Origin of the sequence: Bradyrhizobium sp. SZCCHNRI1009, from assembly GCF_032487575.1 — a bacterium.
In the GTDB taxonomy this organism is placed as follows: Bacteria; Pseudomonadota; Alphaproteobacteria; order Rhizobiales; family Xanthobacteraceae; genus Bradyrhizobium.
Genome location: NZ_JAUEUL010000004.1, coordinates 139,237 through 162,398, shown reverse-complemented (window position 1 = coordinate 162,398; position 23,162 = coordinate 139,237). Strand labels below are relative to the sequence as shown.

Sequence of the window (23,162 nt, the reverse complement as noted above, 5' to 3'; positions counted from 1 at the left end):
GAGAATCCGTTGACACAGCTCAACCAGCCCCGCGCATGCCGCCGAAGCCTGTGATCACGTTTGGGTTACGGCGCGGAATCCGACGTCGCGATGGCATGGATCAGCAGCAGACTGCTGAAGATGACGAACAAGGCGAACGCCTGGAATTCGCGTGGCGACATATCGAGCAGGACGAGCATCCACTCGATCGGCAGACCGGCGAGCATGAGCAGGAGAAGGCCGGTTGCCGCGACGAAGATGCCATCGAGGATCCTCAACACGATCGTCTTGGACGTCATGGCGTGCTCCCCGTTAAGGACACGCGCGCGGTCGGCTGCCCGCGGCTGCCTCCGCAATCGCCCCGGACCTCCCGCGGGGTCAGCCCGTACTGGCGTCGGAACGAGCGATTGAAGTGCGAGAGATCGCCGAAGCCGACATCATAGGCGATGCTGGCAATCGCAAGCTGGCCATGGGCCGGGTCGCAGAGCATGCGATGCGCGTTCGCAAGCCGCACGCCGGACAGGAACGCGGAGAAGGTGGTGCCGTCGATCTCGAACAGGCGCTGCACGTAGCGTGGCGTGACGTTCAATTTCGCCGCGATCGTCGCCACCGACATGTCGCGGCGCCGGCTGTTGGCGATGAGGAACGATTTTGCGAGCTTCAGCCGCGCCGCGCGCAATCCTCTCGCGCGCATCGTCTCGGCCAGGTCGGCGGCCGGCCCGATCGACAGCGCGAGCAGGTCCTGGACGTGGCGTACCGACAGATTGAGCAGTTGCGCATCGATCGCGCCGCTGCTGGCCATGAGCCAGCCCGCATAGTGGTCGAGCAGCTGCAATGCGCCGCGATCGACCGGCATCGGCCGCATCAAGGCATCCGCGATGCTGACATCCGCGGCTTCGACCATCACGCGCGGCATCAGCAGCGTGAACGATCGACCATTGCTGGTGCGATGGAACGCGCTCGCATCGGCGCCGCTGAGGATCGCCGCCTCGCCTTCGCGCAGCTCGCGGATCTGCCCGGCGGACTCGACGAACGCTGTTCCCTGGCGATTGATCGCGAGGATCACATTGTCCGCACCGTCGGCAAGATAGCGGCCGGACCGCGAGATGCGCGCCGGCGTGGCCCAGGCATCGAGCAGTTGCAGCCCCGGCAGGGTCAGGGCCCGATTGCGCGCCTTGAACGCGAGATCCGGCGCGGGCTCGAAATCGACACGCAGCATGACCTGGCCGTAGTGCTCGCGCCAGAACGCCGCGCGCTCCGGTTCCGGAATGTTGTCGGTCGAGAATTCGACGATGCGCGAATTGAAACCTGACATGCGATCACCCGAGACAATCCGAAACTGAAACCTGGAGCCGCGCGCTCCATCCAAGGCGGAATCGATAGCGTCATCGCCGCAAACGCGGCGTCCTCCGATCAGAGGATGTCGCCTGTCGGAGGATGGCCGAATGTGAACTGGGTCACGCGCGGTCGTGCCAGCCCTGCCGATCGTCGCCGCGCGCCAAGACACAGGGCTTCGGGAGTGATGCCGTCTGCGGCCTTACAACCAACGAGGACGAGGATGACACTCACTGGACGATGTTTTTGCGGAGCGGTCGAAGTCGAGGTGTCCGGGGCGCCAGAGGCGATGGGCTATTGTCACTGCCGGTCGTGCCGCTCGTGGTCGGGCGGCCCTGTCAACGCCTTCAGCCTGTGGAAGCCGGACGCGGTCAGGATCGCAGCCGGCACCGAGCACGTGGCGATGTTCCAGAAGACGCCGTTGAGCCAGCGGCAGTACTGCGCCAAATGCGGTGGACATTTGATGACCACTCATCCGCCGCTCGGGCTGGTCGACGTGTTCGCGGCAACGCTTCCGGATCTCGATTTCAAGCCGGCCGTGCACGTGAACTATGCCGAGACCGTGCTGCCGATGCGCGACGGCCTGCCGAAGCTGAAGGACTTTCCGCGCGAGTTCGGGGGCTCGGGCGAAGCCGTCGCTGAGTAGCCTGGCGATGCCGAGCCCCGGAGCATGACAGGCTCCGGGGCTCGGCCGGCGTCCTTCTCATATCTCATCAGTCGAGCAGATGCCGATGATCGTGGATCAATCGGCGCGCGGTGCGCAACCGCGACTCCTGAAGCGCGGCGAGCACGGCCCGCGCCATCCGGCGCATCCGACGTCGAATTCTGTGCGACTGTCGCCGCACGCGCGGCACAGGGATCCTCATCACTCATCTCCGGCCAAGTGAAGCTCCGATCGTGCGCCACTCCTCAGCCGACGGCCTGGGCAGGCCTGCCAATCTCGCGGCTTCGCGCGACCGTCGCGCGATGAACCTCACGCGCCGCATGCCGACCCATGAAGGGGAATATCGTCCACGCGCCCGGGTTGATTATTCAGACCGGCGCACCCTTTCCCGGTCATGGCAGCGAGGTCACCGTGCAGAGCGAGTTCTATTCGCGGGCGTTGGACGCCATCTATCAGGGCTTTGCGGAACCGGATGGCATCACGGACGCACTGGATTGCGTCCGGGAACTGACGAGGTCCGAGGGTGCCACCTTCGAGGTCATCGACCCGATCGTCCGGCAGCCCCTGACCTTTCACAGCAGCGGTGTTGCTGCGGCCGAGGGCGACGACTACCTCACCTACTTCGCGCCCCGCAATCCGCGCCTGCGCATGGCGCTGAACCAACAGCGCGGCGAACTGGCCTGGGACTATCAGGTCATGGACGAGAGCGCCATGAACCGCGATCCGTTCTATGCAGAGTTCCTGCCGCGCGCCGGGCTTCGCTATTTCCTCTCAGCGGTGCTGGAGCGGTCGCCGCAGCGGATGGTCGCCCTGACCCTGCAGCGAACGCCGCGGCAGGGCCATGTCGGCAAGGCCGACATCGCCCTGATGCACCGCCTCACGCCCCATCTGCAGCGCGCACTTAGAATGCGAAACAGCCTCGTCACAGCCTATGGCAACGATATCGGCACGACCGCACTCGATGTGCTGAAGGACGGCGTCGCACTGCTCGATCCGAGAGGCGAGATCGTCTACCTCAATCCGAGCCTGCAAGCCATCTCGGCAGACGGCGCCATGTTCCGGATCGAGAGGCGCGGCATCGTCTTCGCCTCGGCCGATCTGCGCAATCGCTATGCGCGCGCGCTCAGCGCGGCGACGCGTACCGACGGCCTGATCGGCACGGATGCCGCGCTCGATTTCCTGGCGCCGCGTCCAGGCGGCTTGCCGCCTTGCACGATATCGCTGCGCTCCCTGCACAAACGACACCCTCGTTCGGATTGGCCCGCTGCGATGGTGGTGATGCTGGTGCGTGATCCGATGCGGGACAGCCCGGCGGCGCATCTGCTTCAGGACCTTCATGGTCTGACCAGGGCGGAGGCGCAACTGGCCTGTGCGCTGAGTACCGGCATGACTGCGGTCGAATATGCCGCGCATCGCGGCATCAAGGTCACGACGGTCTACACGCATCTCAAGCGCACCCGGGAGAAGACGGGATGGCGCAGCGTCGCCGAGCTGACGCGGCGCATCCACGAGATATCGATCGGTCTGCTGAATGCCGATCCTTAAGTCGCGGAAAACGCCGCGACCTGCTGCGCCAGCGCATCGCGCACGCGCACGACGACGTCGGCATAGTCACGTCGCGCGTCCTGGCGGAACAGCCGCACGCTCGGATACCAGGGACTGTCGTCACGGCCGAGCAGCCAGCGATAGTCCGGCGTGAAGGGCAGCATGATCCAGGTCGGCTTGCCAAGCGCGCCGGCCAGATGCGCCACGCTGGTATCGACGGTGAGGACGAGGTCGAGACTGTCGATCAGCGCAGCCGTGTCGACGAAGTCACGGATGTCGGCGGTGAGATCGAGAATGTCGTCGCGCGCGGCGAGCGCGGCCTTGTCGGACGGCCGCGGCTCCTTCTGCAGACTGACGAACCGCGCCCCAATCTTGAGCAGCGGCGCGAGCGCCAGCAGCGGAATCGAACGGTTGTGATCGTTGAGATGCGAGGGGTTGCCGGACCAGACGAGCCCGACCCGCAAGCGGTCATGCGGACCTAATCGCTGCTCCCAGATCGCCCGGCGCGCCTCGGGAGGGCGCGGCAGATAGCACGGCGCGGCAGGGATGGTGTCGAGCCGGGTGGCGAAGGCGAGCGGCAGGCTCGACAGCGGGCAGTGATAGTCGATGGAAGGCAGCGCATCGATGCCGCGGGCAAGGCACTGCGCCACGCCATCCAGGCCGGACAACAGCGGCTGCAGCGGCGCGTCGACCTCGAGCACCACGCGCGCGCCCTGCGCCGCCACCAGGGTGGCGTAGCGCGAAAACTGGATGGTGTCGCCGAGCCCCTCGTCGCTGTGCAGCAGGATCGTTTTGCCGACCAGCGGCGCATCGGCAAGCCACAGCGGCGCCTCGAAGCTGCGCTCGACGAAGCCGACGGCACGACATTTGCGTCCCCATTCGCGCGCCGCCCAGCCACGGGCGAAGTCGCCGGTCAGCAGCCGGAACAGCGCCGCGTTCCAATGCGCATCGGCGAGGTCCGGCTTCAGCGCGACGGCGCGATCGAAGCTGTCGAACGCCTCGGCGAAACGATGCAGCTCGGCCAGCGACGTGCCGCGATGATTATGGAAATCCGCGGTCTGCGGCCGGAGCGCGATCGCCTTGTCGAACATGGCGACGGCGTCATCGTGACGGCCGAGGTTCTGCAGGATGCAGCCATAGCCATTGGCGACGTCGGGATCGTCAGGCGCCAGCGCCTGCGCACGGCGGCCGAACGTCTCGGCTTCCTGGTAGCGGCGCAGCCGCCGCAGCGCGATTCCCGTCAGATACAGCACGCCCGCCTGATCGGGCATCAGCCCCAGCGACTGCCCAAAGCGCGTGATGGCCTGCTCATAGTGACCGGCATCGAAATGCAGTGCGCCGGCCTTGTTGGCCGCCTCGAGGTGGTCAGGCCTGAGCTGCGCCACCTGATCGAAGGCCAGGGCCGCCTCGTCGCGCCGCCCCTGCGCTTCCAGCACCTCGCCGAGACGAAACCACGTCGCGGCGCGATCGGGCGCGAGCTGCAGCAGCCGATCGCAGGCCAGCGCCGCCTCGGCGTGCCGTTGCTTCGCCTGCAGCAGTTCGCCGAGCGCATCCCAGCTCTCGACCGCATCCGGCTGCAGTTGCAGCGCGCGATCGTAAGCCTTGATCGCTTCATCGGTGCGGCCGGCGAGCCGCAGCGCCTGCGCCAAGCCGACGAAGGACTCCGCGGCCGACATGTCCTGCCGAACGGCGCGGGCGAACCACTCAATCGCATCATCGGCGCGCTTGAGCGCCAAGCAGACCTGTCCCATCGCACGCAGCGCGTCGAGCGAGGCTGCGTCCAGCGTCAGCGCGCGGCGGCACGCATCCTCGGCCTGCGCGAACTGTCCGGCGCGCAGCAGCCGCAAGGCCGCGGCACACAGCGCATCAGGCGTATCGCTGTGGCCCATCGATCCGGATTTGGCCGGGGGCTTGCCGGCGGACCGGCGCGGCTTGTGCTTCATCAGGGGATCTCTGCGCTCGTGCTGCAAGCGGTAGATGATTCCCCGATGCGCGGAAAGATTGCGCCGTCGTCAGGCGACCGGCGCCGGTGCCAGCGGCGCCGCCTCGAGGCCGCCGAAGCGGCGCTCGCGGCCGCGGAAGGAGGCGAGCGCCTGGGCCAGATCGGCGGCATCGAAATCGGGCCACATGCGCTGGGTGAAGTGCAGCTCGGCATAGGCACCTTCCCAGAGCAGGAAGTCCGACAGGCGCTGCTCGCCGGAGGTGCGGATGATCAGGTCGACGTCGCGCAAGCCGGCTTGGCCGGTCACGAGGTCGGAGAACGCCGCACGCGTCAGGCCGTCGATGTCGCGGGCCTTCGCCGCCGCCGCGAGGATGGCGTCGCGCGCCGAATAGTCGACGGCGATGCGCAGATGCAGGGTGCTGCCGTCGCGGGTCGCCGCTTCGGCCCGGCCGATCGCGTCGGCGATGCCGCCGGGCAGCCGGTCGCGGCGGCCAATCACGGTGAGGCGGACGCCGTTGCGCACCAGCGCCTCCACCTCGCTGGCGAGATAGATCCGCAGCAGCGCCATCAGCGCTGCGACCTCGGCCCGCGGGCGTCGCCAATTGTCGCTGGAGAACGCATACAGCGTCAGCGTGCCGATGCCCTGGTCGGGCGCGGCTTCGACGACGCGCCGAATCGCCTCGACGCCCGCCTCGTGCCCGCGCAGCCGCGACAGGCCCTTGCGCGTCGCCCAGCGGCCATTGCCATCCATGATGATGCCAACATGCAGGCCATCCACCACAGCAGGCGATTGAGGTTGCAGACTACTTTGCATTGCAAAGCTCCAGGTCAAAAATAAACGCGATGCGAGAGTCAGACGCGGCCCGGGATCAGGCCGGCCGACGATGGCGTGTGCTCCTTGCCGGCAGCGGCCGCGGCGTCGCGGACGAGGCGCTCGAGCACGGCGAGATAGTCGAGGAAGCGGCGGCGTCCCGCCTTCGTCAGCCGGCAGGTGGTATGCGGGCGATTACCCTCATAGCCCTTGGTGACCTCGACGAGACCGGCCTCCTGCAGCACCTGCAGATGCCGCGACAGATTGCCGTCGGTCAGCCCACAGAGCTGCTTGAGGTCGGCAAAGGCGAGACCCTTCGGGTGCGCCATCAGCGAGGTGAGCAGGCCGAGCCTTGCCTTCTCGTGGATGACGCGATCGAGGCCGTCATAGGAGAACGGCGCGCTGCCATCAGTCTTCGACATCGGACTCTCCGGTCGCAAAATACAGAATGCCCGCCATCAGCCCCTGTCCGATCGCGAACGGAAGCCCCATCGTCCACGGCGACAGCGCATGCGTGGCGCTGCCGACCAGCAACACGGCGAAGCCGGCCATGAAATAGAACGCCCCGGCAAGCGCTACCGTGCGCGGCAGCGAGCGCACCGACGCGAACACGCCGAGCGACATCAGGATCTGCCACAGGCCCGGCAGCATCCACAGCGCCTCCGGCGCGAACTTCCACAACAGCACCGCGAGCAGCACGCCGGCGATGCCCGCTGGCAGGAACTGCTCGACCGCCTGATGGATCATCGCGTCTGCAAGGCCGGAATGATGCCGGCGCGATCGCGCCCGCATCTCGAACCAGATCATGGTCAGCGACACGCAGGCTGCCGCCGCCCATCCGAGCAGGAACGTCCACGCGTCGGCCGTCGGGTCGCGCAGAAACAGCTGCTGAAGCAGCGCAGTGACCAGCGCGACGGCCGAGGTCGCGGCCATCGTCGCCGGCCCGTAGCCGCGAAATGCCGTGCCCGCCGCAAGCTGGCTGCGGATCGCGATGATGTCCGCCAGCGCCTTATCGAGATCGCGCATGTCTCACCTGAAGCCGGTGACCGGCTCTTTTAACTTTGCGGTACAAAGTATATACGAACGCAAAGTCGATGCAAGCCCGCGCGATCCCGGAAGCGCGCCTGCGTCAGCCGATCGGTCGCGCACGCCGACCCGCTCGGTCGAGGGTGTCAGTAATACTGATAGCGGTGCACGCGGCGCGGCGGCGGCATGTCGACATAGACCGAGGGGCGGCGGCGGGCAGGATCGAACGCGACGCGCGGATTGATGCCGCAGCCTGCATTGCGCCCGGAGGCACTCGCCCGGCATTGCTCGAAGGTCTGGTAGGAGCAGTCACCGGGGTAACCGACGCCTCGGCCCTGCACACACCAGGGATAGTCGTAACCGCCTGCGGAGGCCGGCGCGATACCGCCACCAAGTGCAACGCCGACGAGGCCGGCTGCCATCATCATAACCTTGCGCATGATCTGTTCCTCTTCTGGCCGGAGGGTTGCACCACACCGGCATGGTCAAAAAACGACAAATCGGCGGAACGGATCACCAACCAAGGCAGTGACGTGTCGCCTGCGCGGCACGTCACCTTCAGCCCTCGACACCCGTCTGGCGGGCTGGCGCCTCATCGAAGACCTGCCGCGGCGCGCGGCCCGGCGATCGCGGCGTCGCCTACTCGTCTCATTCGACCTTCAGGCCGGCGAACTCGACGACCTTCTTCCACTTCTCGGTCTCGGCGACGATCTGGGCGCCGAACTGCTCCGGCGACTGGATCAGCGGCTCGCCGCCGAGATCGACGAGACGGGTCTTGATCTCGGGCTCGGCCAGGATGGTGTTGACCTGCTTGTTGAGCTTCTCGATGATCTCCTTCGGCGTGTTCTTCGGCGCGCCGATACCGAACAGCGCGCTCGCCTCGTAACCGGGTACGGTCTCGGCGACGGCCTGGACGTCCGGCAATTGCGTTGAGCGCTGCTGGGTGGTGACGCCGAGCGCCCGCAACGAGCCGGAGCGGATGTGCTGGATGATGGAGGGCATGTTGTCGAAGATGACCTGCACCTGGCCGCCGAGCATGTCGGTGATCGCCGGCGCCGCGCCGCGATAGGGCACGTGCTGCATCTTGGTTCCGGTCATCGCCATGAACATCTCGCCCGACAGATGCACCGAGGTGCCGTTGCCGGACGAGGCCATGTTCACCTTGCCGGGGTTCGCCTTGAGATAGGCGATGAACTCGGCGACGGTCTTGGCCTCGATGTCCTTGTTGACGGTCATCACGTTGGGGACGCGGTTGAACGAGGCCACCGGCGCGATATCGCGGACGAAGTTGAATTTGAGATTGGTGTAGAGGCTGGCATTGATGTAGTTGGCCGGATTGACCAGCAACACGGTGTAGCCGTCCGCCGCCGCGTTCACCACGGCATCGGTGCCGATATTGTTGCCGGCTCCCGGCTTGTTCTCGACGATGAACTGCTGACCGAGCGTCTCGGACAGCCGCTGGCCGATCAGCCGCGCCAGGATGTCGGTCGCGCCGCCCGGAGGATACCCCACCACGAAGCGGACGGGACGGGTGGGATAGTCGGCCGCGGAGGCGTTGCGAACAGCAGCGATGGACGGGACGGCGGAGGCGATCAGACCAAGCGCGGTACGACGTGAAATCATGCGTTTCCTCAGGCATTATCGTTGGGCGGCGGTCAACGAGCCGCCAGGATCTATTGTAACATCGATTGTAACAGAGTGCCGCGATGGCGGCGAGATCGATGTCCCATCAGGAGGGAAGAGCCCATGCCGGTCAAGGTCGATGCGCTCGATCATCTGGTCATCAATGTCGCCGACGTCGAGCGCACGACGGCGTGGTATCAAGCAGTGCTGGGCATGACGGTCCAGGTGTTTGATCCCGGACAAGGCAAGGCGAGGCGCACGTCGCTGCTGTTCGGGAACCAGAAGATCAACGTGCGACCGAAGGACGCGGACAAGGTCGACTGGTTCACGGCCGACCACGTCGTGGCCGGCAGCGACGACCTCTGCTTCCTCACCACCAGCACCCCCGACGAGGTTGTGGCGCATCTCAGGGCGCTCGGCGTCGCCATCGAGGAAGGCCCGGTCGCCAAGCAGGGCGCGCGCGGCACCCTGCGCTCGGTGTATTGCCGCGACCCCGACGGCAGCCTGATCGAGATCTCGTCGTATCAGGATTGAGCCGGGGCCACGCCGAGGTCATTGCCTCGCGGTCTCGCCGCTCTTCTCCATTTTGGCGGCGATCTCGCTGCGCGACCATCCGGTCAGTTGCGCGAGATCCGTCGCCTCCCTGGCGAAGCGTGCGGCGAGATTGTCCTGGTAGGTCTTCGCCGCTGGACAGGACGCCTCGCCCCGCCAGGGGTGGTGCTGGACATAGCGGCCCTGGAAATTGCTGCGGTCCTTGGTCTCGATGAACACGATGTCCTCGGGGAACGTCTTGGCATCGTAGCGCACGTGCAGCCGGGTCGCGTAGGCATCGGAGCCGCCACGGCGCGTGGTGCGGAACGAGGCGTCGTCGTCGCTGCCGATCCAGCGCGCGCCGAGCTCGACCAGCTCCCTGTTGCTCATCGGATCGGCGGCGCAGGGGTCGCACCATCCCATGTCCCAGGCATATTCGACGAACACCGCCTGCATGTTCTCACGCGCGACGGCGCGCTCGAACAGCGCCTTGTAGAACGGCCCGAACTCGTCCTTCACATAGAGCGGGACATCGATGTCGGATGGGATCTTCACCGTGCGATAATTGGCCGCCTCGATGCGGCCGCTCCTCGTCAGGGTATAGATGATGAGGTCCTGCGGTCCCCTGGCATTGACCGTGCCGAGCCGCAGCGGCACCATGAACTTGGCGCTCCGGTAGCGTACCTGCAGGGGCCGGAGCTGACCGTTCCCCAGTCCCTTCATCCGCTCGACATTGACCTTGGCGACGAAGAACCGCATGCCCTGCCTGATGTAGCTGCCGAGCACGGACTCCGCGCCCGCCGGGATGCGATAGTCGTTGTCGGTCAGCCAGCGGGTCAGGCCGTCGCTCTCCTGCGCCGACAGGATCAGCACGTCGTATTCAGCGACGTCGTAGCTGGCCTCGACGGTGACGCCATAGTTCCGCCGGGCCATCTCGTAGACGGCGCCTGCCATCATTGGAGCCGCGGACATGGCCCGCGCCGCAACGACGACCGGCGCGCAAGGGTCGGCATCATGATATTCAACCAGCCGCGGCGCGGTGTATTTGTCGAGATGATCGATCGTCTTCGGCTCGACCACACCGATCTGCTTGCGCTCGATGAAGGTCGGCACGGGAACGACGACCGCGAACTCCTTCACGTCGCCCTCGAAGTCGCTGGCCATCGTGATCGCGGTCTGCTCGCCGTCGCGGGCCAGCACGACCTTCGACGACTGGTTGAACAGTTTTGCATCCGCCTGGGCGACATAGAAGCCGCAGAAGGCATTCGCCGGCGCCATCGCCGCGTTGGCCAGGATCGCGGTAGCCGCGACGCCGGTGCGGAAGAGCTTGTTGTCACGCGGGGTCATGTCGACACTCCTTCGGGAACGGATGAACGCCAGGAAAAGCGGGTCTCAGGGACGAGCCGATCGAGCAGCAGCGTCAGCGGCGACAGCGCGATCAGCGCCACATAGAGCGCCGGCCGCATCTGCAGGGCGAAGGTGAGGTAGTGCGCCGCGACCGCAACGCTCAGCGCGAACAGCAGCCGGCCGACGCGCGAGTCCGGCGAGGTGCGCGGGTCGGAGATCATGAAGAAGGTGAAGATCAGCAGCGAGCCGCTCTGCAGCTGATGCAGCGGAATCGCCAGGGGATCGCCGAGCCAGGCGGCGCGCAGCAGCAGGAGCGCGGCGTGACTTGCGAAGAAATACAGCGCGATATCCACCCGGCGGGACGCGCTGAGCACGAGGATCGCGAAGAAGCCGGCGAGGCTCGCGAACCAGATCTCCGTACCCCATTGGCCCGGCGAGATCCACACGCTCTTGGAGCCGAGCAGCAGCCCCACGATCGCGAGCCCGGCCGGGTTGAACATGTGCCTGCCGTCGATGCGCAGCACGAATTTGGAGCCGATCGCGATCATGGCCGCCGCCGCATGCAGCCACAGCGCATCGGCGCGCAACAGCAGGCTGAGCGAGAGGCCGGTGATCAGCGGCGATTTGAGATCGAGCGGCATGCCGGCGATGCGGCAGCAGGCCACCTGCGTGAGCAGCGCCATGGTGACCGCGATCACGCTCGCTGCGGGACGCGCGCCGAAATCGATCGCGGCGAAATTGATCGCCAGCAGCGTCGCCAATGCCGCGATCTGGAAATAGCGCGCATCGGGCAGCCGCCATGGTCGTGGCTCGGCCTGCATGCAAACCTCCGGGCGTGTCTTGCCGCGCCATTGGTCGCCCGCAGACGGAGACGGGTTCAATCCCGATTTGATCGCGGCGGCGCGAGGTGGCAAAAGACGACGACAAGAACGAAGCGGCCGGAGACAGGCCGTACTCAAGAATGGCGGGAGCGAAGATGAACGGAACGACGATGGCAGCGGGCACGGTGACGCCGTTCGACGGCATGGACGTGCCCTGGCTGTTGAAGCTGCGCAGCGAGACCCGGCGCGACCATCCGTTCCTGATCTCCGCCCCGTTCGATGCGCCGGCGCGCCGCTGGACCTATGGCGCCTTTCACGACCGTGTCGGCGCCTTGGCCGCAGGGCTGGTCAAGCGCGGCGTCCGGCCTGGCGATGCCGTGCTGATCCATCTCGACAATTGCGTCGAGGCGATGCTCGCCTGGTTCGCCTGTGTCGAACTCGGCGCACTCGCCGTCACGACCAACACGCGCTCGGCAGCCGCCGAAATGAGCTACTTCGCCGAGCACTGTCGCGCGGTGGCGGCGATCACCCAGCCGGCCTATGCCGAGATGATCGCGGCGCATTGCCGCGGTCTCAGGTGGATGGCCGTGATCTCGCACGATCCCGGTCAGGCGGAGGCGCCGGCCGTCGGACGCGGCGAGCGCTTCGAAGCGCTGTTTGCCGACAGTGCCGACCGGCCGCGGCGGCCGGCCGACCCGCTGGCGCCTTGCAGCGTGCAATACACCTCGGGCACGACGTCGCGGCCGAAGGCGGTGCTGTGGACGCATGCCAACGCGCTATGGGGCGCCAAGGTCAATGCCGTGCACGAGGACCTTCATCAAGGCGACGTGCACCAGACCTATCTGCCGCTGTTCCACACCAACGCGCTGGCCTATTCGATGCTGGCCACGCTCTGGGTCGGCGCGACCTGCGTGATCCAGCCGCGCTTCTCCGCGAGCCGCTTCTGGAGCGTCGCGCTCGAGCATGGCTGCACCTGGACCTCGACCATCCCGTTCTGCATGAAGGCGCTGCTCGACCAGGAGGTGCCGAAGCATCACAAGTTCCGGCTGTGGGGCACGGCGGTATCCGAGCCGCCTGCGTTTGCCAGGTTCGGCATCAAGATCATCGGCTGGTGGGGCATGACCGAGACCATCACCCACGGCATCGTCGGCGAGATCGACCAGCCCAACGCGCCGATGTCGATCGGCCGGGCCGCACCGGAATACACCATCCGCATCACCGACGATGACGGCCGGCCCACCGAGGTCGGCGCCACCGGCAACCTCGCCATCAAGGGCGTGCCCGGCCTGTCGTTGTTCGCCGAGTATCTCTACAACGCCGAAGCGACCCGCACGAGCTACGATGCCGACGGCTTCTTCCTCACCGGCGACCGCGTCACGCGCCTGGCCGACGGCTTCATCAAGTTCGGCGATCGCACCAAGGACATGCTCAAGGTCGGCGGCGAGAACGTCGCGGCGTCCGAGATCGAGCAGGTGATCATCACCGTGCCCGGCGTGCGCGAGACCGCCGTCGTCGCCAGGAAGCATCCGATGCTGGACGAGGTGCCGGTCGCGTTCGTGATCCCGCAGCCCGGGATCGCGCGCGACGAACTTCCCGGGAAGGTGCTGGCCGCCTGCCGCGCCGGTCTCGCCGACTTCAAGGTGCCGCGCGAGGTGAAGCTCGTCGATGAGATGCCGCGCTCGACCCTGGAGAAGGTCGCAAAGGCCGAGCTGCGCAAGCTGCTGGATTGAGCAGGATCGAGCGGCTCGACCTCAAGACATCTCCACGCGGATCGGCAGCTTCTTCGGCCCGTTGACGAAGGTCGCCTGCGTCATCTTCACCGGTCCCACCGGCGACAGCGACGCGAGGCGCGGCAGCAACTCCTCGAACAGGATGCGCATCTCGAGCCTGGCGAGATGCTGGCCGAGGCAAAGATGCGCGCCATAGCCGAAGGCGACGTGCCGGTTCGGCTTGCGGTTGCAACGAAACGTGTCGGGCTCGTCGAACACGGCTTCGTCGCGATTGCCTGACGCGTAGCACAGCATGAGCCAGTCGCCCTTCGCGATATGGCGGCCGCCGAGCTCGGTGTCGGCGGTGGCGCTGCGCATGAAGTGCTTGACCGGCGTCATCCAGCGGATCGCCTCGTCGACGAGTCCGGGGATCAGCGCGGGATCGGCCTTGACGCGCGCGAATTGTTCGGGGTCTTCCGCCAGCGCCCAGATCGCGCCGGCGGTCGACGACGACGTCGTGTCGTGGCCTGCGGTCGCAACGATCATGTAGTAGCTGGTGCGGTCATGCAGCGGCATGTCCTCGCCGTTGATCCTGGCATTGGCGATGACGGTGGCGAGATCGTCGCGCGGATTGGCCCTGCGGTCGTCGGTGATGCGCTGGAAGTAGGCGGCGAAATCCGCGACCACGGCCTGCAGCATGGCCGCGAACACCTCCGCCGACAGCGCCTCGCGCACCCGCGCGGTGTCCGGATCCTGCGGACCGAACAGCTCCTGCGTCAGCTTGAGCATGCGCGGCTCGTCCTGTTCCGGCACGCCGAGGATCTCCATGATCACATGCAGCGGATAGCCGAGCGCGACGTCCGCGACGAAATCGCAGACGCCGCCATTGGCCGCGGCCTTCGCCGCCATGCGGTCGACGGTCGCACGCGCGATCTGGCGAATGCGCGGCTCGAATTTGGCGATGTTGGCCGGCATGAACCAGCCCTGCGTCAGCGCGCGATATTTCGGATGGTCCGGCGCATCCATCTGCACCAGCGAACGCACGAGATTGGGCTGGCCGGTAATCTTGTGAACGCGCTCCAGCACCGCCTTGTTGGTCAGCGTGGTCGCACGGTCGGCATTGTGGAACAGATCGTTCTGACGGCTGATGGCGAGAATGTCAGCGTGCCGCGTCACCACCCAGAACGGATCGAACGCATCGAGCTCGGCCCGCCCGAGCGGGTTGTTGGCGCGCAGCCAGCGATAGGCATCATGGATGCGGTGGTCGGCGTAGCAGGCCGGATCGACCAGCGCGGCGGCGATGGGCCCGGGAATGACCTCGCCGGCCTGTTCGGCTGCGCCCATGCTGCTCCTCCCGCCTTTCATCGATTGGCGGGTAGGATAGTGCGCCTCCGCCGAGATGCACTTGCGTCGAGCAGCTACCGCCGGGCGATGGATGCGCTCTCAGGCGATCGCGTCAATGCGCGCCCATCGCGACCGGGCGAAACGCCTGCAGCAGTTGCTGGTCGAGCTTCGGGCCCATGTTCTCCATGATCTGGAACGCACGGGCATGGGTGAAGGCCGGCCGATAGGCGCGGTGCTCGATCAGCGCGGCGTAGATGTCGACGATCGTGGTGAGACGCACGATGTCGCTGATCTGCTCGTTGTGCAGCCCGTCAGGGTAGCCGGAGCCGTCGAGGAACTCGTGGTGATGCAGGATGACGTCGAGCATCTCCGGCGGGAAGCCGCCCTGCCGCCACAGCGCCTCGTAGCCGCGGCGCGGATGCTGGCGCAGCAGCGCGATCTCCTCCGCCGTCAGCTTGCCCTGCTTGTCGAGGATCGCGACCGGAATGAACGCCTTGCCGACGTCGTGCAGCAGCGCCGCGCGGACCAGCCGGCGCTGGTCGTCGTCGCGCATGCCCAGATGAATCGAGAAGCCGACCGCAAGCCCGGTCACGAACAGGCAATGCCGGTAGGTGTCGTTGTGGTGACAGCCGACCACGGTCATCCATTCGCGCAAGGACGAGTGCTTGATCGCCTTCAGGATCTTGTTCTCGGCCGCGACGATGTCCTCCATCGTCAGATGCGCGCCGGTGGGCAGCTTCTCGAAGATCTTGACCATGATGGCCTGCGCGGCCTCGACGCCGCGATTGAGCAGCTTGCCGCGATCAGTCTCGTCATAGCCGTCGTCGGCGGGGAGCGCCGAGCGGATGCGCTGCAGCACATCGGCGGGGCTGAACGGCCGCGCGATGGTGTCGGTGGCGCCCAGCGCCCACGCCTGCATGGTGGCGTGGTGCAGCGCCTCGGCCAGCACGAACAGCCGTGGCACCTCGCTATAGGCGCGCGACGACAGCTTCTTGCGCACCCGCTGCACGCTCTCCGGCGAGCGCAGGTTGATGTCGACGATCACGCCGGAGAAGCGGTTGCCGGGGTTCTCGGGGATTTCGGTGGTCGGCATCATGTCGACGTCGCCGACCGAGCGCAGGATGCGCGCCAGCTCGCTGCTCTGGTCACCGCGATCCGACGCGAGCAGGAGATGGCGCCTGTTCGCGGTCTGGGTCACGGTCTGCTTGGCTGTCGCGCTCATACGGGCTCGCCCCCTGCGGTTTGCTGCTCATGCAAGTTACCGGGATACGGGTTCGTCGCGGCTTAAGCCGATCATTCAAGCTGTATCGTTTCAGGTGAGCGCGAAGTTAAGGGAATTGCTCAAATCGCCCGGCGCTGAGACCTGACCGCAGCGCAAAAAAGAACCGCCGGAGACGGGCTCCGGCGGTTCCCAGATACGGTGCTGGTCGCGCGACGACGCTAGACCTTCATCGCCGCCTTGACCGCCGCCGACGTGATCGGCAGCGAGCGCAGCCGTGCGCCGCAGGCATTGTAGATGGCGTTGCCGAGCGCCGGCGCGACCACGGTCACCGCGGGCTCGCCGACGCCGGTCGCCTTCTCGCCGTTGGCGATCACGGCGATTGCGACCTCCGGCACCTGGCTCATCCGCAGCGGCGTGTAGCTGTCGAAGTTGGTCTGCTCGATGCCGCCATCCTTCAGCGTCGCCTTCTCATACATCGCCAGCGACAATCCCCACAGCGCCGCACCCTCGACCTGGGCGCGGATGTTGTCGGGATGCACCTGGGTGCCGACGTCGGTCGCCACGGTGAGCTTCTTCACCGTGACCGCGCCGTCGTCAGCCACCGCGACATGGGCGACGCACGCCGTCCAGCTCGCGGTCGCCCGCTCCTGCGACGACACGCAGGACACGCCCATGCCCTCGCCCTTCGGCAGCTTCTTCGCGCCGTAGCCGGACAGGCCCATCGCCGCCAGCAGCGTGTTACGCAGCCGCTGCGCGCCGCCGTCGTTCTTGCCCTTGCCGTCGAGCAGCGCGATGCGGAACTGCGCCGGGTCCTGTCCCGAGGCCACCGCGATCTCGTCGATCATGCTCTCGACCGCCCAGAACGTCCAACCCGGCGCCACCGAGCGCAATTGCCCGGACGGCGTCGCATTGTGCGCAAGCTCGTTCTTGATCGCGCGCACATGGTGGTTGGGCACGGTGTAGAAGAAGTCGGCGCCGTTGACCGTGAACGAGTCGAGCGGGCCCTTCTTGTCGACCGAGGGCGACAGGAAGTCCGGGATGCCCCAGCGCGCCGTCGGCCACGCCGAGACGACGTCGTGGCTGAGTGCGATCAGCTTGCCGTTGCTGTCGAGCCCGGCCTTGACCTTCTGGTAGGTGAGCGGCCGCGAGTAGTCCATCGTCATGTCGTTCTCGCGGGAGTAGATCACCTTGACCGGCTTGCCCACGGCCTTGGCCGCCTGCACCGCCGGCACCATCATGTCGGCGTCGAGCCTGCGGCCGAAGCCGCCGCCGAGCCAGGCCTGGTGCATCACGACATATTTCGGATCGATCCCGGCAGCACCCGCCGCGATCGCGCCGGAACGGGTCGCGAACTGATTGCCGGAGTAGATGTGCAGGATGTCGCCCTTGAACTCGGCGGTCGCGTTCATCGGCTCCAGCGGCGCATGGATGTTGATGCTGGTGGTGTACTCCGCCTCCAGCACCTTGGCCGCGCCCGATAGCGCTGCAATGGGATCGCCATCCTTGACGAAGAACTGCCCGGCATCGTCCTGCGCCTGCAGCCGCATCGCCTCGGTGATGATGGTGTCGGTGCTGACATTGGCGTAGGGGCCTTTGTCGTAGCTGATCTTGAGCGCGTCCGCCGCCTTCCTGGCGTTGGCATAGGTGTTGGCGACCGCCACCACCCAGCCCGAGGTCGAACCGGTCTTGTCGTCGAGCGTCACCGCCTTGATGAAGCCCGGCACCTTCTTGGCCTCGGAATCGTCGACCGCCGTGACCGTGGCGCCGAAACGCACCGGCGGCGTGACGACCTTGCCGTAGACCATGCCCGGCAGCATCGTATCGATGCCATATTTGGCCGTGCCGTTGGTCTTGGAGGGAATGTCGAGCTGCGGCACCGAGACGCCGATCATGGTGTACTGATCGGGCGTCTTGAGCGTCAGCGCCTTCAATTCGTCAGGCGTGAAGCTCTTGGTGATCTTGCCGCTCTTGACGATCTCGGCATAGGTCATCTGCTTCTTCGACTTCGGATGCATGACGACGGAGTCGCGCACCACGAGCTCCTTCGCCGGCACGCCCATCGCGGTCGCAGCCGCCTCGGTGAGCGCGATGCGGCCGGCTGCGCCGGCGCGGCTCATGGCATCGAAGTTCATCATCGTGCTCCAGCTGCCGCCAGTGATCTGGGCGCCGAGCACGGGATCGTTGAACTTCGGATCGTTGGAGGCGAGCTGGACCCGCATGTCCTTCCAGGCGGCGCCGAGCTCCTCGCAAACGATCTGCGCCATGGTGGACGCAATGTGCTGGCCCATGTCGGCCTTGCCGCAGGTCACGGTCACGATGCCGTCCGGCGCAATCGCGTACCACACGCTGGGCTCGAAGTTTGCAGGCGCCGCGGCGGCGAGTGCGCTGTCGGCGAGGCCGGCGTAACCGAGCACGAGGCCGGTCGCGGCGGTGCCGACCAGGAACGAGCGGCGGCTGAGATCGGGGGCCATCGAAGGCGCTGCTTTCACGTGCTGGTTCATGTCGCCCTCCGGTCGCTGGTGTTCGACGCGGTGCGCATCTCGGACGCGGCGCGCTGGATCGCCTTCTGGATCCGCGAATAGGTCATGCAGCGGCAGAGATTGCCGTCCATATGTGCGACGATCTCCTCCTTGGTCGGGCTCGTGGTCTTGGCGAGCAGCGAGGCCGCCTGCATGATCTGGCCGGACTGGCAGTAGCCGCATTGCGGCACCTGCTCGGCGATCCACGCCTTCTGCAGGGGATGATCGCCCTTCTGCGACAGCCCCTCGATGGTGGTGATCTTCTTGTTCGCGACGTCGCCGACCATGGTCTGGCACGAGCGCACGGCCTCGCCGTTGACATGCACGGTGCAGGCGCCGCACAGCCCGGCGCCGCAGCCGAACTTGGTGCCGGTCATCTGCAACTGCTCGCGGATGACCCATAGCAGCGGCGTATCGTGCGCCGCGTCGACGGACATGGTCCGCCCGTTGATGGTGAGATTGGGCATGTGGTTTCTTCCCCGCCCGGCGTGCGACTTCGCTTACGGCGAAGTTCGGTTTTATCGATTCGCTGGAACCCACCGGATAGATGCCAGCCATCATAAGAATGATCGCGTTGCCACGGCGACGCAACGGGATTTGAGCGCCGGCTTGCGAAATGAAACGGCATTTGCGTTGTGCAGCGCGAACGATGCTGGGCTCGTGACGCCGCGCACGTTAAGAAGAGATGCAGCCAACGCCGACAGCGAGAAGAGATTTCAGCCCATGAGACCATCCATACGCATGACGCGGTGCCTGGCTGCGGCCATGCTGCCGAGCCTGTCGGCCGTAACCCCTTCTGCGGCAGGGCAGACGCCCGGCGTCGCTGACGCGCCTTTCACAGCGACGTTATTCAATGTCACGCCGCTTGCCTTCGGCATGGATGTCGGTGAGACATCGCGCGTGCTGGAGCAGCCGTTGATCTATCTGAACGGCACGCCCGGCAACGAGACCTTTCTGGCACTGCGCAATCTCGGCGGCAGCGGACTGGTCCCGCACCATCACCGCCTCTACCTGAAATTCCGCAGGGGACGGCTGACAGGCTGGAAAGAGGACTACGGCACCAACTGGATGTGGCGCTGACAGGCGCCTGACGACCGCAAAGAGGACATAACGTGGGACAGGACATCAAGCTGACGGCATCGGACGGGTTCCAGCTCGGCGCCTATCGCGTCGATCCGACGGGAACTGCAAAGGGCGCGCTGGTCGTCATCCAGGAGATCTTCGGTGTCAACCATCACATCCGTAACGTCTGCGACCGCCTCGCCGCCGAAGGTTACGTTGCCATCGCGCCGGCGATCTTCGACCGCGTCGAGCCCGGCTTCACCTCGGGCTATTCGCCTGACGAGATCGCGGTCGCGCGCAAGTTCGTCGCCAATCCGGATTGGGCGGCCTTTTTGCGCGACACCCAGGCCGCAATCGACGGCGTGAGGAATGTCGGGCCGGTCGGCATCATCGGTTTCTGCCTCGGCGGCAGCATCGCCTATGCGGCTGCGACCAAGCTCACCGGGCTGAAGGCCGCGGTCGGCTACTACGGCGGCGCCATCGTCCGCTTCGCCAACGACAAGCCGACGGTGCCGACCCAGCTCCATTTCGGCGAGAAGGACGCGGGCATCCCCCTGAGCGACGTCGAGACCATCAAGGCCAAGCGGCCGGACGTCGAGATCTTCGTCTATCCCGGCGCACAGCACGGCTTCGGCTGCGACGAGCGTGCGAGCTACGACAAGCCGAGCGCGGATCTGGCGTGGACCCGTAGCCTCGCGTTCCTCGGAACGCATTTGCGCTGAACCTCACCACCGTCATTGCGAGGAGCGAAGCGACGAAGCAATCCAGAGTCGCGCGTGACGCTCTGGATTGCTTCGCGGAGCCTGTCATCGGGCCGCGCATGTGCGCGGACCCGTTGGCTCGCAATGACGGCGGATGGAGCAGCGCGCCACTCGGCGGCAATGTATCCCTGTAGCCGGGCGAGACGTGCTGATATCAGAACCAGCGCTCGCCGACCTGGATCGTATCTCCCGGCTTGAGCGAGGTCCCGAGCGGAACCTCGTAGCGCGCGACTCCGGACGCATCGGTATGCGTCAGGGTGACGATGTCGCGCCGCGCCCGAGGCGAGAAGCCGCCGGCGATCGCGATTGCGCTCTCCACCGTCATGTTGGGCACGTAAGGGTATTGGCCGGGCGCCTGCACCTCGCCGAGGATGAAGAACGGGCGATAGGCCTCGATCTCGACCGCCACCGATGGCTCGCGGATGTAGCCGTTGCGGAGCTTGGCGGTGATCTCGGCGGCGAGGCCGGCAGTGGTGCGGCCACGCGCCGGCACGCTGCCGATCAGCGGCATCGTGATCGATCCGGACGCGTCGATCGCATAGGTGTTGGTCAGGCCCTCCTGGCCGTAGACGACGACGCGCAGCTTGTCGCCGGCGTCGAGATGATAGGCGGAGTCGCGCCGCGCCGGCACGTAGCCGGCGGGAACGACATAGGCGCCCGCGCGAGTGGCGGCAGCGAACGAGTTGCGCAGCGCCGGGATCGCCCCGCCCTGCCCGGTGGCGGCAACCGGGCCGGAGGAAGGCGTTCCATAGGCCATCGCGTCGAGATCGCTCTGCGGCTGGACGGCAGCGACGGGGGAGATCGTCTGCATGCAGCCCGACAACAGGATCGCGGACAGGACGGCAATGACCGGAACAAACAACGCGCGCACTCGAACAATCCTTGAATGAGGATGTGCGTTAGTCATGCGCGGTTAAGGTTAACAAACCGTTGGCGCGTGCAGTCCGTGCATCCGCAAGCGCGCCGCGGTGAAGGCGGTTCGAAAAAAATCCCCCTCCCACCGCGTGGGAGAGGGACCCGAGAATATTCGGCGCGATCCGGCGCGCGGCTGGCCTAGGCGCTCACGCCGACACCGATCGGGCACGCGACCCCGGTGCCGCCGAGGCCGCAATAGCCGGCCGGATTCTTCGCGAGGTACTGCTGATGATAATCCTCGGCGAAATAGAATGGCCCCGCCGGAGCAATCTCGGTCGTGATCGCGCCGAGCCCCTTGGCACGCAGCGCCGACTCATAGGCCGTCTTCGACGCCTCGGCGGCCTCGCGCTGCGCATCGCTGAACGTGTAGATCGCCGAGCGATATTGCGTGCCGACGTCGTTGCCCTGGCGCATGCCCTGGGTCGGGTCATGGCTCTCCCAGAACGTCTTCAGGAGCCGCTCGTAGGACATGACCTTGGGATCGAACACCACCAGCACGACCTCCGTGTGCGCCGTCTGCCCCGAGCACACCTCCTCGTAGGTCGGGTTCGGCGTATGGCCGCCGGCATAGCCGACGGCGGTGACGTGGATGCCGTCGCCGAGCTGCCAGAACTTGCGCTCCGCGCCCCAGAAGCAGCCGAGCCCGAACACGGCCTGCGCGAGGCCGTCCGGATAGGGCGGCAACAGGCGCCGACCGTTGACGAAATGCGTGGCGGCGGTCGGGATCGGCTGAGTGCGGCCGGGCAGCGCCTCGGCGGCAGACGGCATGACAGGGGCTTTGCGCATGAAGAACATGGGATGTCTCCGCTCATGGCCAGCGCCCGCGGGACGGCCCACGGCGCGATGACCTCTCCTCAGGGGGAATATATAGGGCTCTACGGGTCCAGCAGTAGCGCTGTTACGCCGCGCCAGCGGTTCCCGCGGCATGCTGCCAGCATACAGCTGCCGGCGCAGCGAGACGAACCGCCGCGCTCAGTCGCGTCCATAGCCGATAAGCGGCTTGCGCGGCCGGAACAGCAGCATCAGCAGGATTCCAAGCAGTCCAAGCACCGCAAACACCGGCTGGTCCAAAAACACCTTGACGATCCACTCCCACAAGAACGGGGCCTTGGCCTCGATCCAGGCCTTGAAGGCGGCCTGGCTCGCCTGGTGGACGTCGTTCCAGAGCTGGCCGAAACGGGTGAACTGCAGGGTCTGGTCGGCCACCCAGCGCGCGCCGTCATAGACCAGGAAGATGAAGCTTCCGGCCAGCAGCAACAGCCCTACCAGACGGAAAAAACCGCGGATCATGCCTCACCTGCCCTCTCTCGCACGCCCTTGCGGGCAGCAAGGCCATAGCGGGGCCCCCGCAGAAATTCAACCTCGTCAGGGGCTTAGAACCGGGTTTTGGTCGATTCCGGCCGCCGCGGGCGCTCCGAGACCGTTGACGCTCGGCAGGCCTGCCCCTATAAGGTCGCCATTGGCGGTGGGCGCAATCCCGCCGCCGCTGTTCTTTGAGCAGCGCCGATCCGCCGAGCATCCGCTCCGGTCATGGCATTCTCAGAGAGGCGTCCGAACAACCCACCGCGTCGATGGGGCCGCGTCAAGCGGGCCGCGCGCGTACCCGCAAGAGCGGCGACTGCTCGCCGCCGAAGGATATTTGAGAGCATGGCCAACACGACCTCCGCGAAGAAAGCGACGCGCAAGATTGCCCGCCGCACCATCATCAACAAGTCGCGCCGCACCCAGATGCGCGGCGCCGTTCGCTCCGTCGAGGACGCGATCAAGAAGGGCGACCGCGAGGCTGCGCTGAAGGCGATGGCCAACGCCGAGCCGCAGCTGATGCGCGCCGCGCAGCGCAACATCATTCACAAGAACAACGCGAGCCGCAAAGTGTCGCGCCTCACGCATCAGATCGCCAAGCTCGCGAAGTAACGCGACCGCGCCACTGGCGAACTATCAAGATGCAAACAGCCCGGCTCGCGCCGGGCTTTTCTTTTTGCGCATTGCGCCGGAGCACATTCGTT

Annotated in this window: 24 protein-coding genes; 7 read left to right on the top strand and 17 right to left on the bottom strand. The window is 66.4% G+C overall.

Going from position 1 to position 23,162, the window contains the following annotated elements; genetic code table 11:
• Positions 1 to 65: 65 nt before the first annotated feature.
• Together QX010_RS09815 and QX010_RS09810 are read right to left on the bottom strand one after the other, a co-directional pair.
• Positions 66 to 278, bottom strand: coding sequence for a hypothetical protein (locus QX010_RS09815; RefSeq protein WP_316179121.1), 213 nt, complete (start codon positions 276 to 278; stop codon positions 66 to 68).
• Positions 275 to 1,294, bottom strand: a complete 1,020-nt coding sequence (locus QX010_RS09810; RefSeq protein ID WP_316179119.1) for an AraC family transcriptional regulator — start codon at positions 1,292 to 1,294, stop codon at positions 275 to 277. Before QX010_RS09810 ends, QX010_RS09815 begins: the two co-directional genes overlap by 4 nt.
• A 243-nt stretch (positions 1,295 to 1,537) precedes the next feature.
• On the opposite strand from QX010_RS09810, the gene QX010_RS09805 reads away from it, so the two are divergent.
• Both QX010_RS09805 and QX010_RS09800 read left to right on the top strand, forming a co-directional pair.
• Entirely contained in the window at positions 1,538 to 1,960 is a 423-nt protein-coding gene (locus tag QX010_RS09805) for a GFA family protein (protein WP_316179117.1), read from the top strand.
• A gap of 348 nt (positions 1,961 to 2,308) precedes the next feature.
• Complete coding sequence (locus QX010_RS09800) at positions 2,309 to 3,523, top strand: helix-turn-helix transcriptional regulator (protein WP_316179116.1); 1,215 nt, start codon at positions 2,309 to 2,311, stop codon at positions 3,521 to 3,523.
• Here the strand turns inward: QX010_RS09800 and QX010_RS09795 are convergent.
• The 6 genes from QX010_RS09795 to QX010_RS09770 form a co-directional block, all read right to left on the bottom strand.
• The gene (locus QX010_RS09795; RefSeq protein ID WP_316179115.1) at positions 3,520 to 5,466 is read right to left on the bottom strand and encodes a tetratricopeptide repeat protein; all 1,947 of its coding nucleotides are present in this window, start codon (positions 5,464 to 5,466) and stop codon (positions 3,520 to 3,522) included. The two genes, QX010_RS09800 and QX010_RS09795, sit on opposite strands and share 4 nt — an antisense overlap.
• Positions 5,467 to 5,535: 69 nt before the next feature.
• The gene (locus tag QX010_RS09790) at positions 5,536 to 6,279 is read right to left on the bottom strand and encodes a di-trans,poly-cis-decaprenylcistransferase (protein ID WP_316179114.1); all 744 of its coding nucleotides are present in this window, start codon (positions 6,277 to 6,279) and stop codon (positions 5,536 to 5,538) included.
• Between the two features lie 38 nt (positions 6,280 to 6,317).
• Positions 6,318 to 6,698 (bottom strand): transcriptional regulator, encoded by a 381-nt coding sequence (locus tag QX010_RS09785; protein WP_315803873.1) that lies wholly within the window; start codon positions 6,696 to 6,698, stop codon positions 6,318 to 6,320.
• The gene (locus QX010_RS09780; RefSeq protein ID WP_315715042.1) at positions 6,685 to 7,302 is read right to left on the bottom strand and encodes a hypothetical protein; all 618 of its coding nucleotides are present in this window, start codon (positions 7,300 to 7,302) and stop codon (positions 6,685 to 6,687) included. The genes QX010_RS09785 and QX010_RS09780 overlap by 14 nt, the downstream gene beginning before the upstream one ends.
• Positions 7,303 to 7,448: 146 nt before the next feature.
• Positions 7,449 to 7,742 carry a DUF3551 domain-containing protein gene (locus QX010_RS09775; RefSeq protein WP_315803874.1) on the bottom strand — a complete coding sequence of 98 codons (294 nt, stop codon included), beginning with the start codon at positions 7,740 to 7,742 and terminating at the stop codon, positions 7,449 to 7,451.
• A 208-nt stretch (positions 7,743 to 7,950) separates the two neighbouring features.
• A complete protein-coding gene (locus tag QX010_RS09770; protein WP_316179112.1) occupies positions 7,951 to 8,925 on the bottom strand; it encodes a tripartite tricarboxylate transporter substrate binding protein in 975 nt (324 codons plus the stop codon).
• Between the two features lie 123 nt (positions 8,926 to 9,048).
• Between QX010_RS09770 and QX010_RS09765 the strand changes: the two genes are divergently transcribed.
• The gene (locus QX010_RS09765) at positions 9,049 to 9,459 is read left to right on the top strand and encodes a VOC family protein (protein ID WP_315803876.1); all 411 of its coding nucleotides are present in this window, start codon (positions 9,049 to 9,051) and stop codon (positions 9,457 to 9,459) included.
• A gap of 18 nt (positions 9,460 to 9,477) precedes the next feature.
• Here the strand turns inward: QX010_RS09765 and QX010_RS09760 are convergent, their stop codons facing one another.
• Both QX010_RS09760 and QX010_RS09755 read right to left on the bottom strand, forming a co-directional pair.
• Positions 9,478 to 10,803, bottom strand: a complete 1,326-nt coding sequence (locus tag QX010_RS09760) for a DUF2330 domain-containing protein (RefSeq protein WP_316179110.1) — start codon at positions 10,801 to 10,803, stop codon at positions 9,478 to 9,480.
• On the bottom strand, positions 10,800 to 11,624 hold the full coding sequence (locus tag QX010_RS09755; protein ID WP_316179108.1) for an RnfABCDGE type electron transport complex subunit D: 825 nt from the start codon (positions 11,622 to 11,624) through the stop codon (positions 10,800 to 10,802). The genes QX010_RS09760 and QX010_RS09755 overlap by 4 nt, the downstream gene beginning before the upstream one ends.
• A 155-nt stretch (positions 11,625 to 11,779) precedes the next feature.
• Between QX010_RS09755 and QX010_RS09750 the strand changes: the two genes are divergently transcribed.
• Entirely contained in the window at positions 11,780 to 13,354 is a 1,575-nt protein-coding gene (locus QX010_RS09750) for an AMP-binding protein (protein ID WP_316179107.1), read from the top strand.
• A 21-nt stretch (positions 13,355 to 13,375) separates the two neighbouring features.
• Here QX010_RS09750 and QX010_RS09745 read toward each other — a convergent pair whose 3' ends face one another.
• The 4 genes from QX010_RS09745 to QX010_RS09730 all read right to left on the bottom strand — a co-directional run bounded on the left by QX010_RS09745 (position 13,376) and on the right by QX010_RS09730 (position 18,885).
• Positions 13,376 to 14,677, bottom strand: coding sequence for a cytochrome P450 (locus tag QX010_RS09745; RefSeq protein ID WP_316179106.1), 1,302 nt, complete (start codon positions 14,675 to 14,677; stop codon positions 13,376 to 13,378).
• 112 nt (positions 14,678 to 14,789) lie between these two features.
• Positions 14,790 to 15,899 carry an HD-GYP domain-containing protein gene (locus QX010_RS09740; RefSeq protein WP_315803881.1) on the bottom strand — a complete coding sequence of 370 codons (1,110 nt, stop codon included), beginning with the start codon at positions 15,897 to 15,899 and terminating at the stop codon, positions 14,790 to 14,792.
• Positions 15,900 to 16,117: 218 nt separating this feature from the next.
• Positions 16,118 to 18,400, bottom strand: a complete 2,283-nt coding sequence (locus tag QX010_RS09735; RefSeq protein WP_316179104.1) for a xanthine dehydrogenase family protein molybdopterin-binding subunit — start codon at positions 18,398 to 18,400, stop codon at positions 16,118 to 16,120.
• The gene (locus QX010_RS09730) at positions 18,397 to 18,885 is read right to left on the bottom strand and encodes a (2Fe-2S)-binding protein (protein WP_315735504.1); all 489 of its coding nucleotides are present in this window, start codon (positions 18,883 to 18,885) and stop codon (positions 18,397 to 18,399) included. Before QX010_RS09730 ends, QX010_RS09735 begins: the two co-directional genes overlap by 4 nt.
• Positions 18,886 to 19,183: 298 nt before the next feature.
• Between QX010_RS09730 and QX010_RS09725 the strand changes: the two genes are divergently transcribed.
• The gene (locus tag QX010_RS09725) at positions 19,184 to 19,498 is read left to right on the top strand and encodes a hypothetical protein (protein WP_410051940.1); all 315 of its coding nucleotides are present in this window, start codon (positions 19,184 to 19,186) and stop codon (positions 19,496 to 19,498) included.
• Between the two features lie 32 nt (positions 19,499 to 19,530).
• On the top strand, positions 19,531 to 20,202 hold the full coding sequence (locus QX010_RS09720) for a dienelactone hydrolase family protein (protein ID WP_316179102.1): 672 nt from the start codon (positions 19,531 to 19,533) through the stop codon (positions 20,200 to 20,202).
• Between the two features lie 193 nt (positions 20,203 to 20,395).
• Here the strand turns inward: QX010_RS09720 and QX010_RS09715 are convergent, their stop codons facing one another.
• The 3 genes from QX010_RS09715 to QX010_RS09705 all read right to left on the bottom strand — a co-directional run bounded on the left by QX010_RS09715 (position 20,396) and on the right by QX010_RS09705 (position 22,446).
• Positions 20,396 to 21,112: a polysaccharide biosynthesis/export family protein gene (locus QX010_RS09715; protein ID WP_315803884.1), complete on the bottom strand. Its 717-nt coding sequence runs from the start codon at positions 21,110 to 21,112 to the stop codon at positions 20,396 to 20,398.
• A 182-nt stretch (positions 21,113 to 21,294) separates the two neighbouring features.
• Entirely contained in the window at positions 21,295 to 21,951 is a 657-nt protein-coding gene (gene msrA / locus QX010_RS09710) for a peptide-methionine (S)-S-oxide reductase MsrA (protein WP_315803885.1), read from the bottom strand.
• 177 nt (positions 21,952 to 22,128) lie between these two features.
• On the bottom strand, positions 22,129 to 22,446 hold the full coding sequence (locus QX010_RS09705; protein WP_315715027.1) for a hypothetical protein: 318 nt from the start codon (positions 22,444 to 22,446) through the stop codon (positions 22,129 to 22,131).
• Between the two features lie 357 nt (positions 22,447 to 22,803).
• Here QX010_RS09705 and rpsT point away from each other — a divergent pair, with 357 nt between their 5' ends.
• A complete protein-coding gene (gene rpsT, locus QX010_RS09700; protein ID WP_012047584.1) occupies positions 22,804 to 23,070 on the top strand; it encodes a 30S ribosomal protein S20 in 267 nt (88 codons plus the stop codon).
• Positions 23,071 to 23,162: the final 92 nt, after the last annotated feature.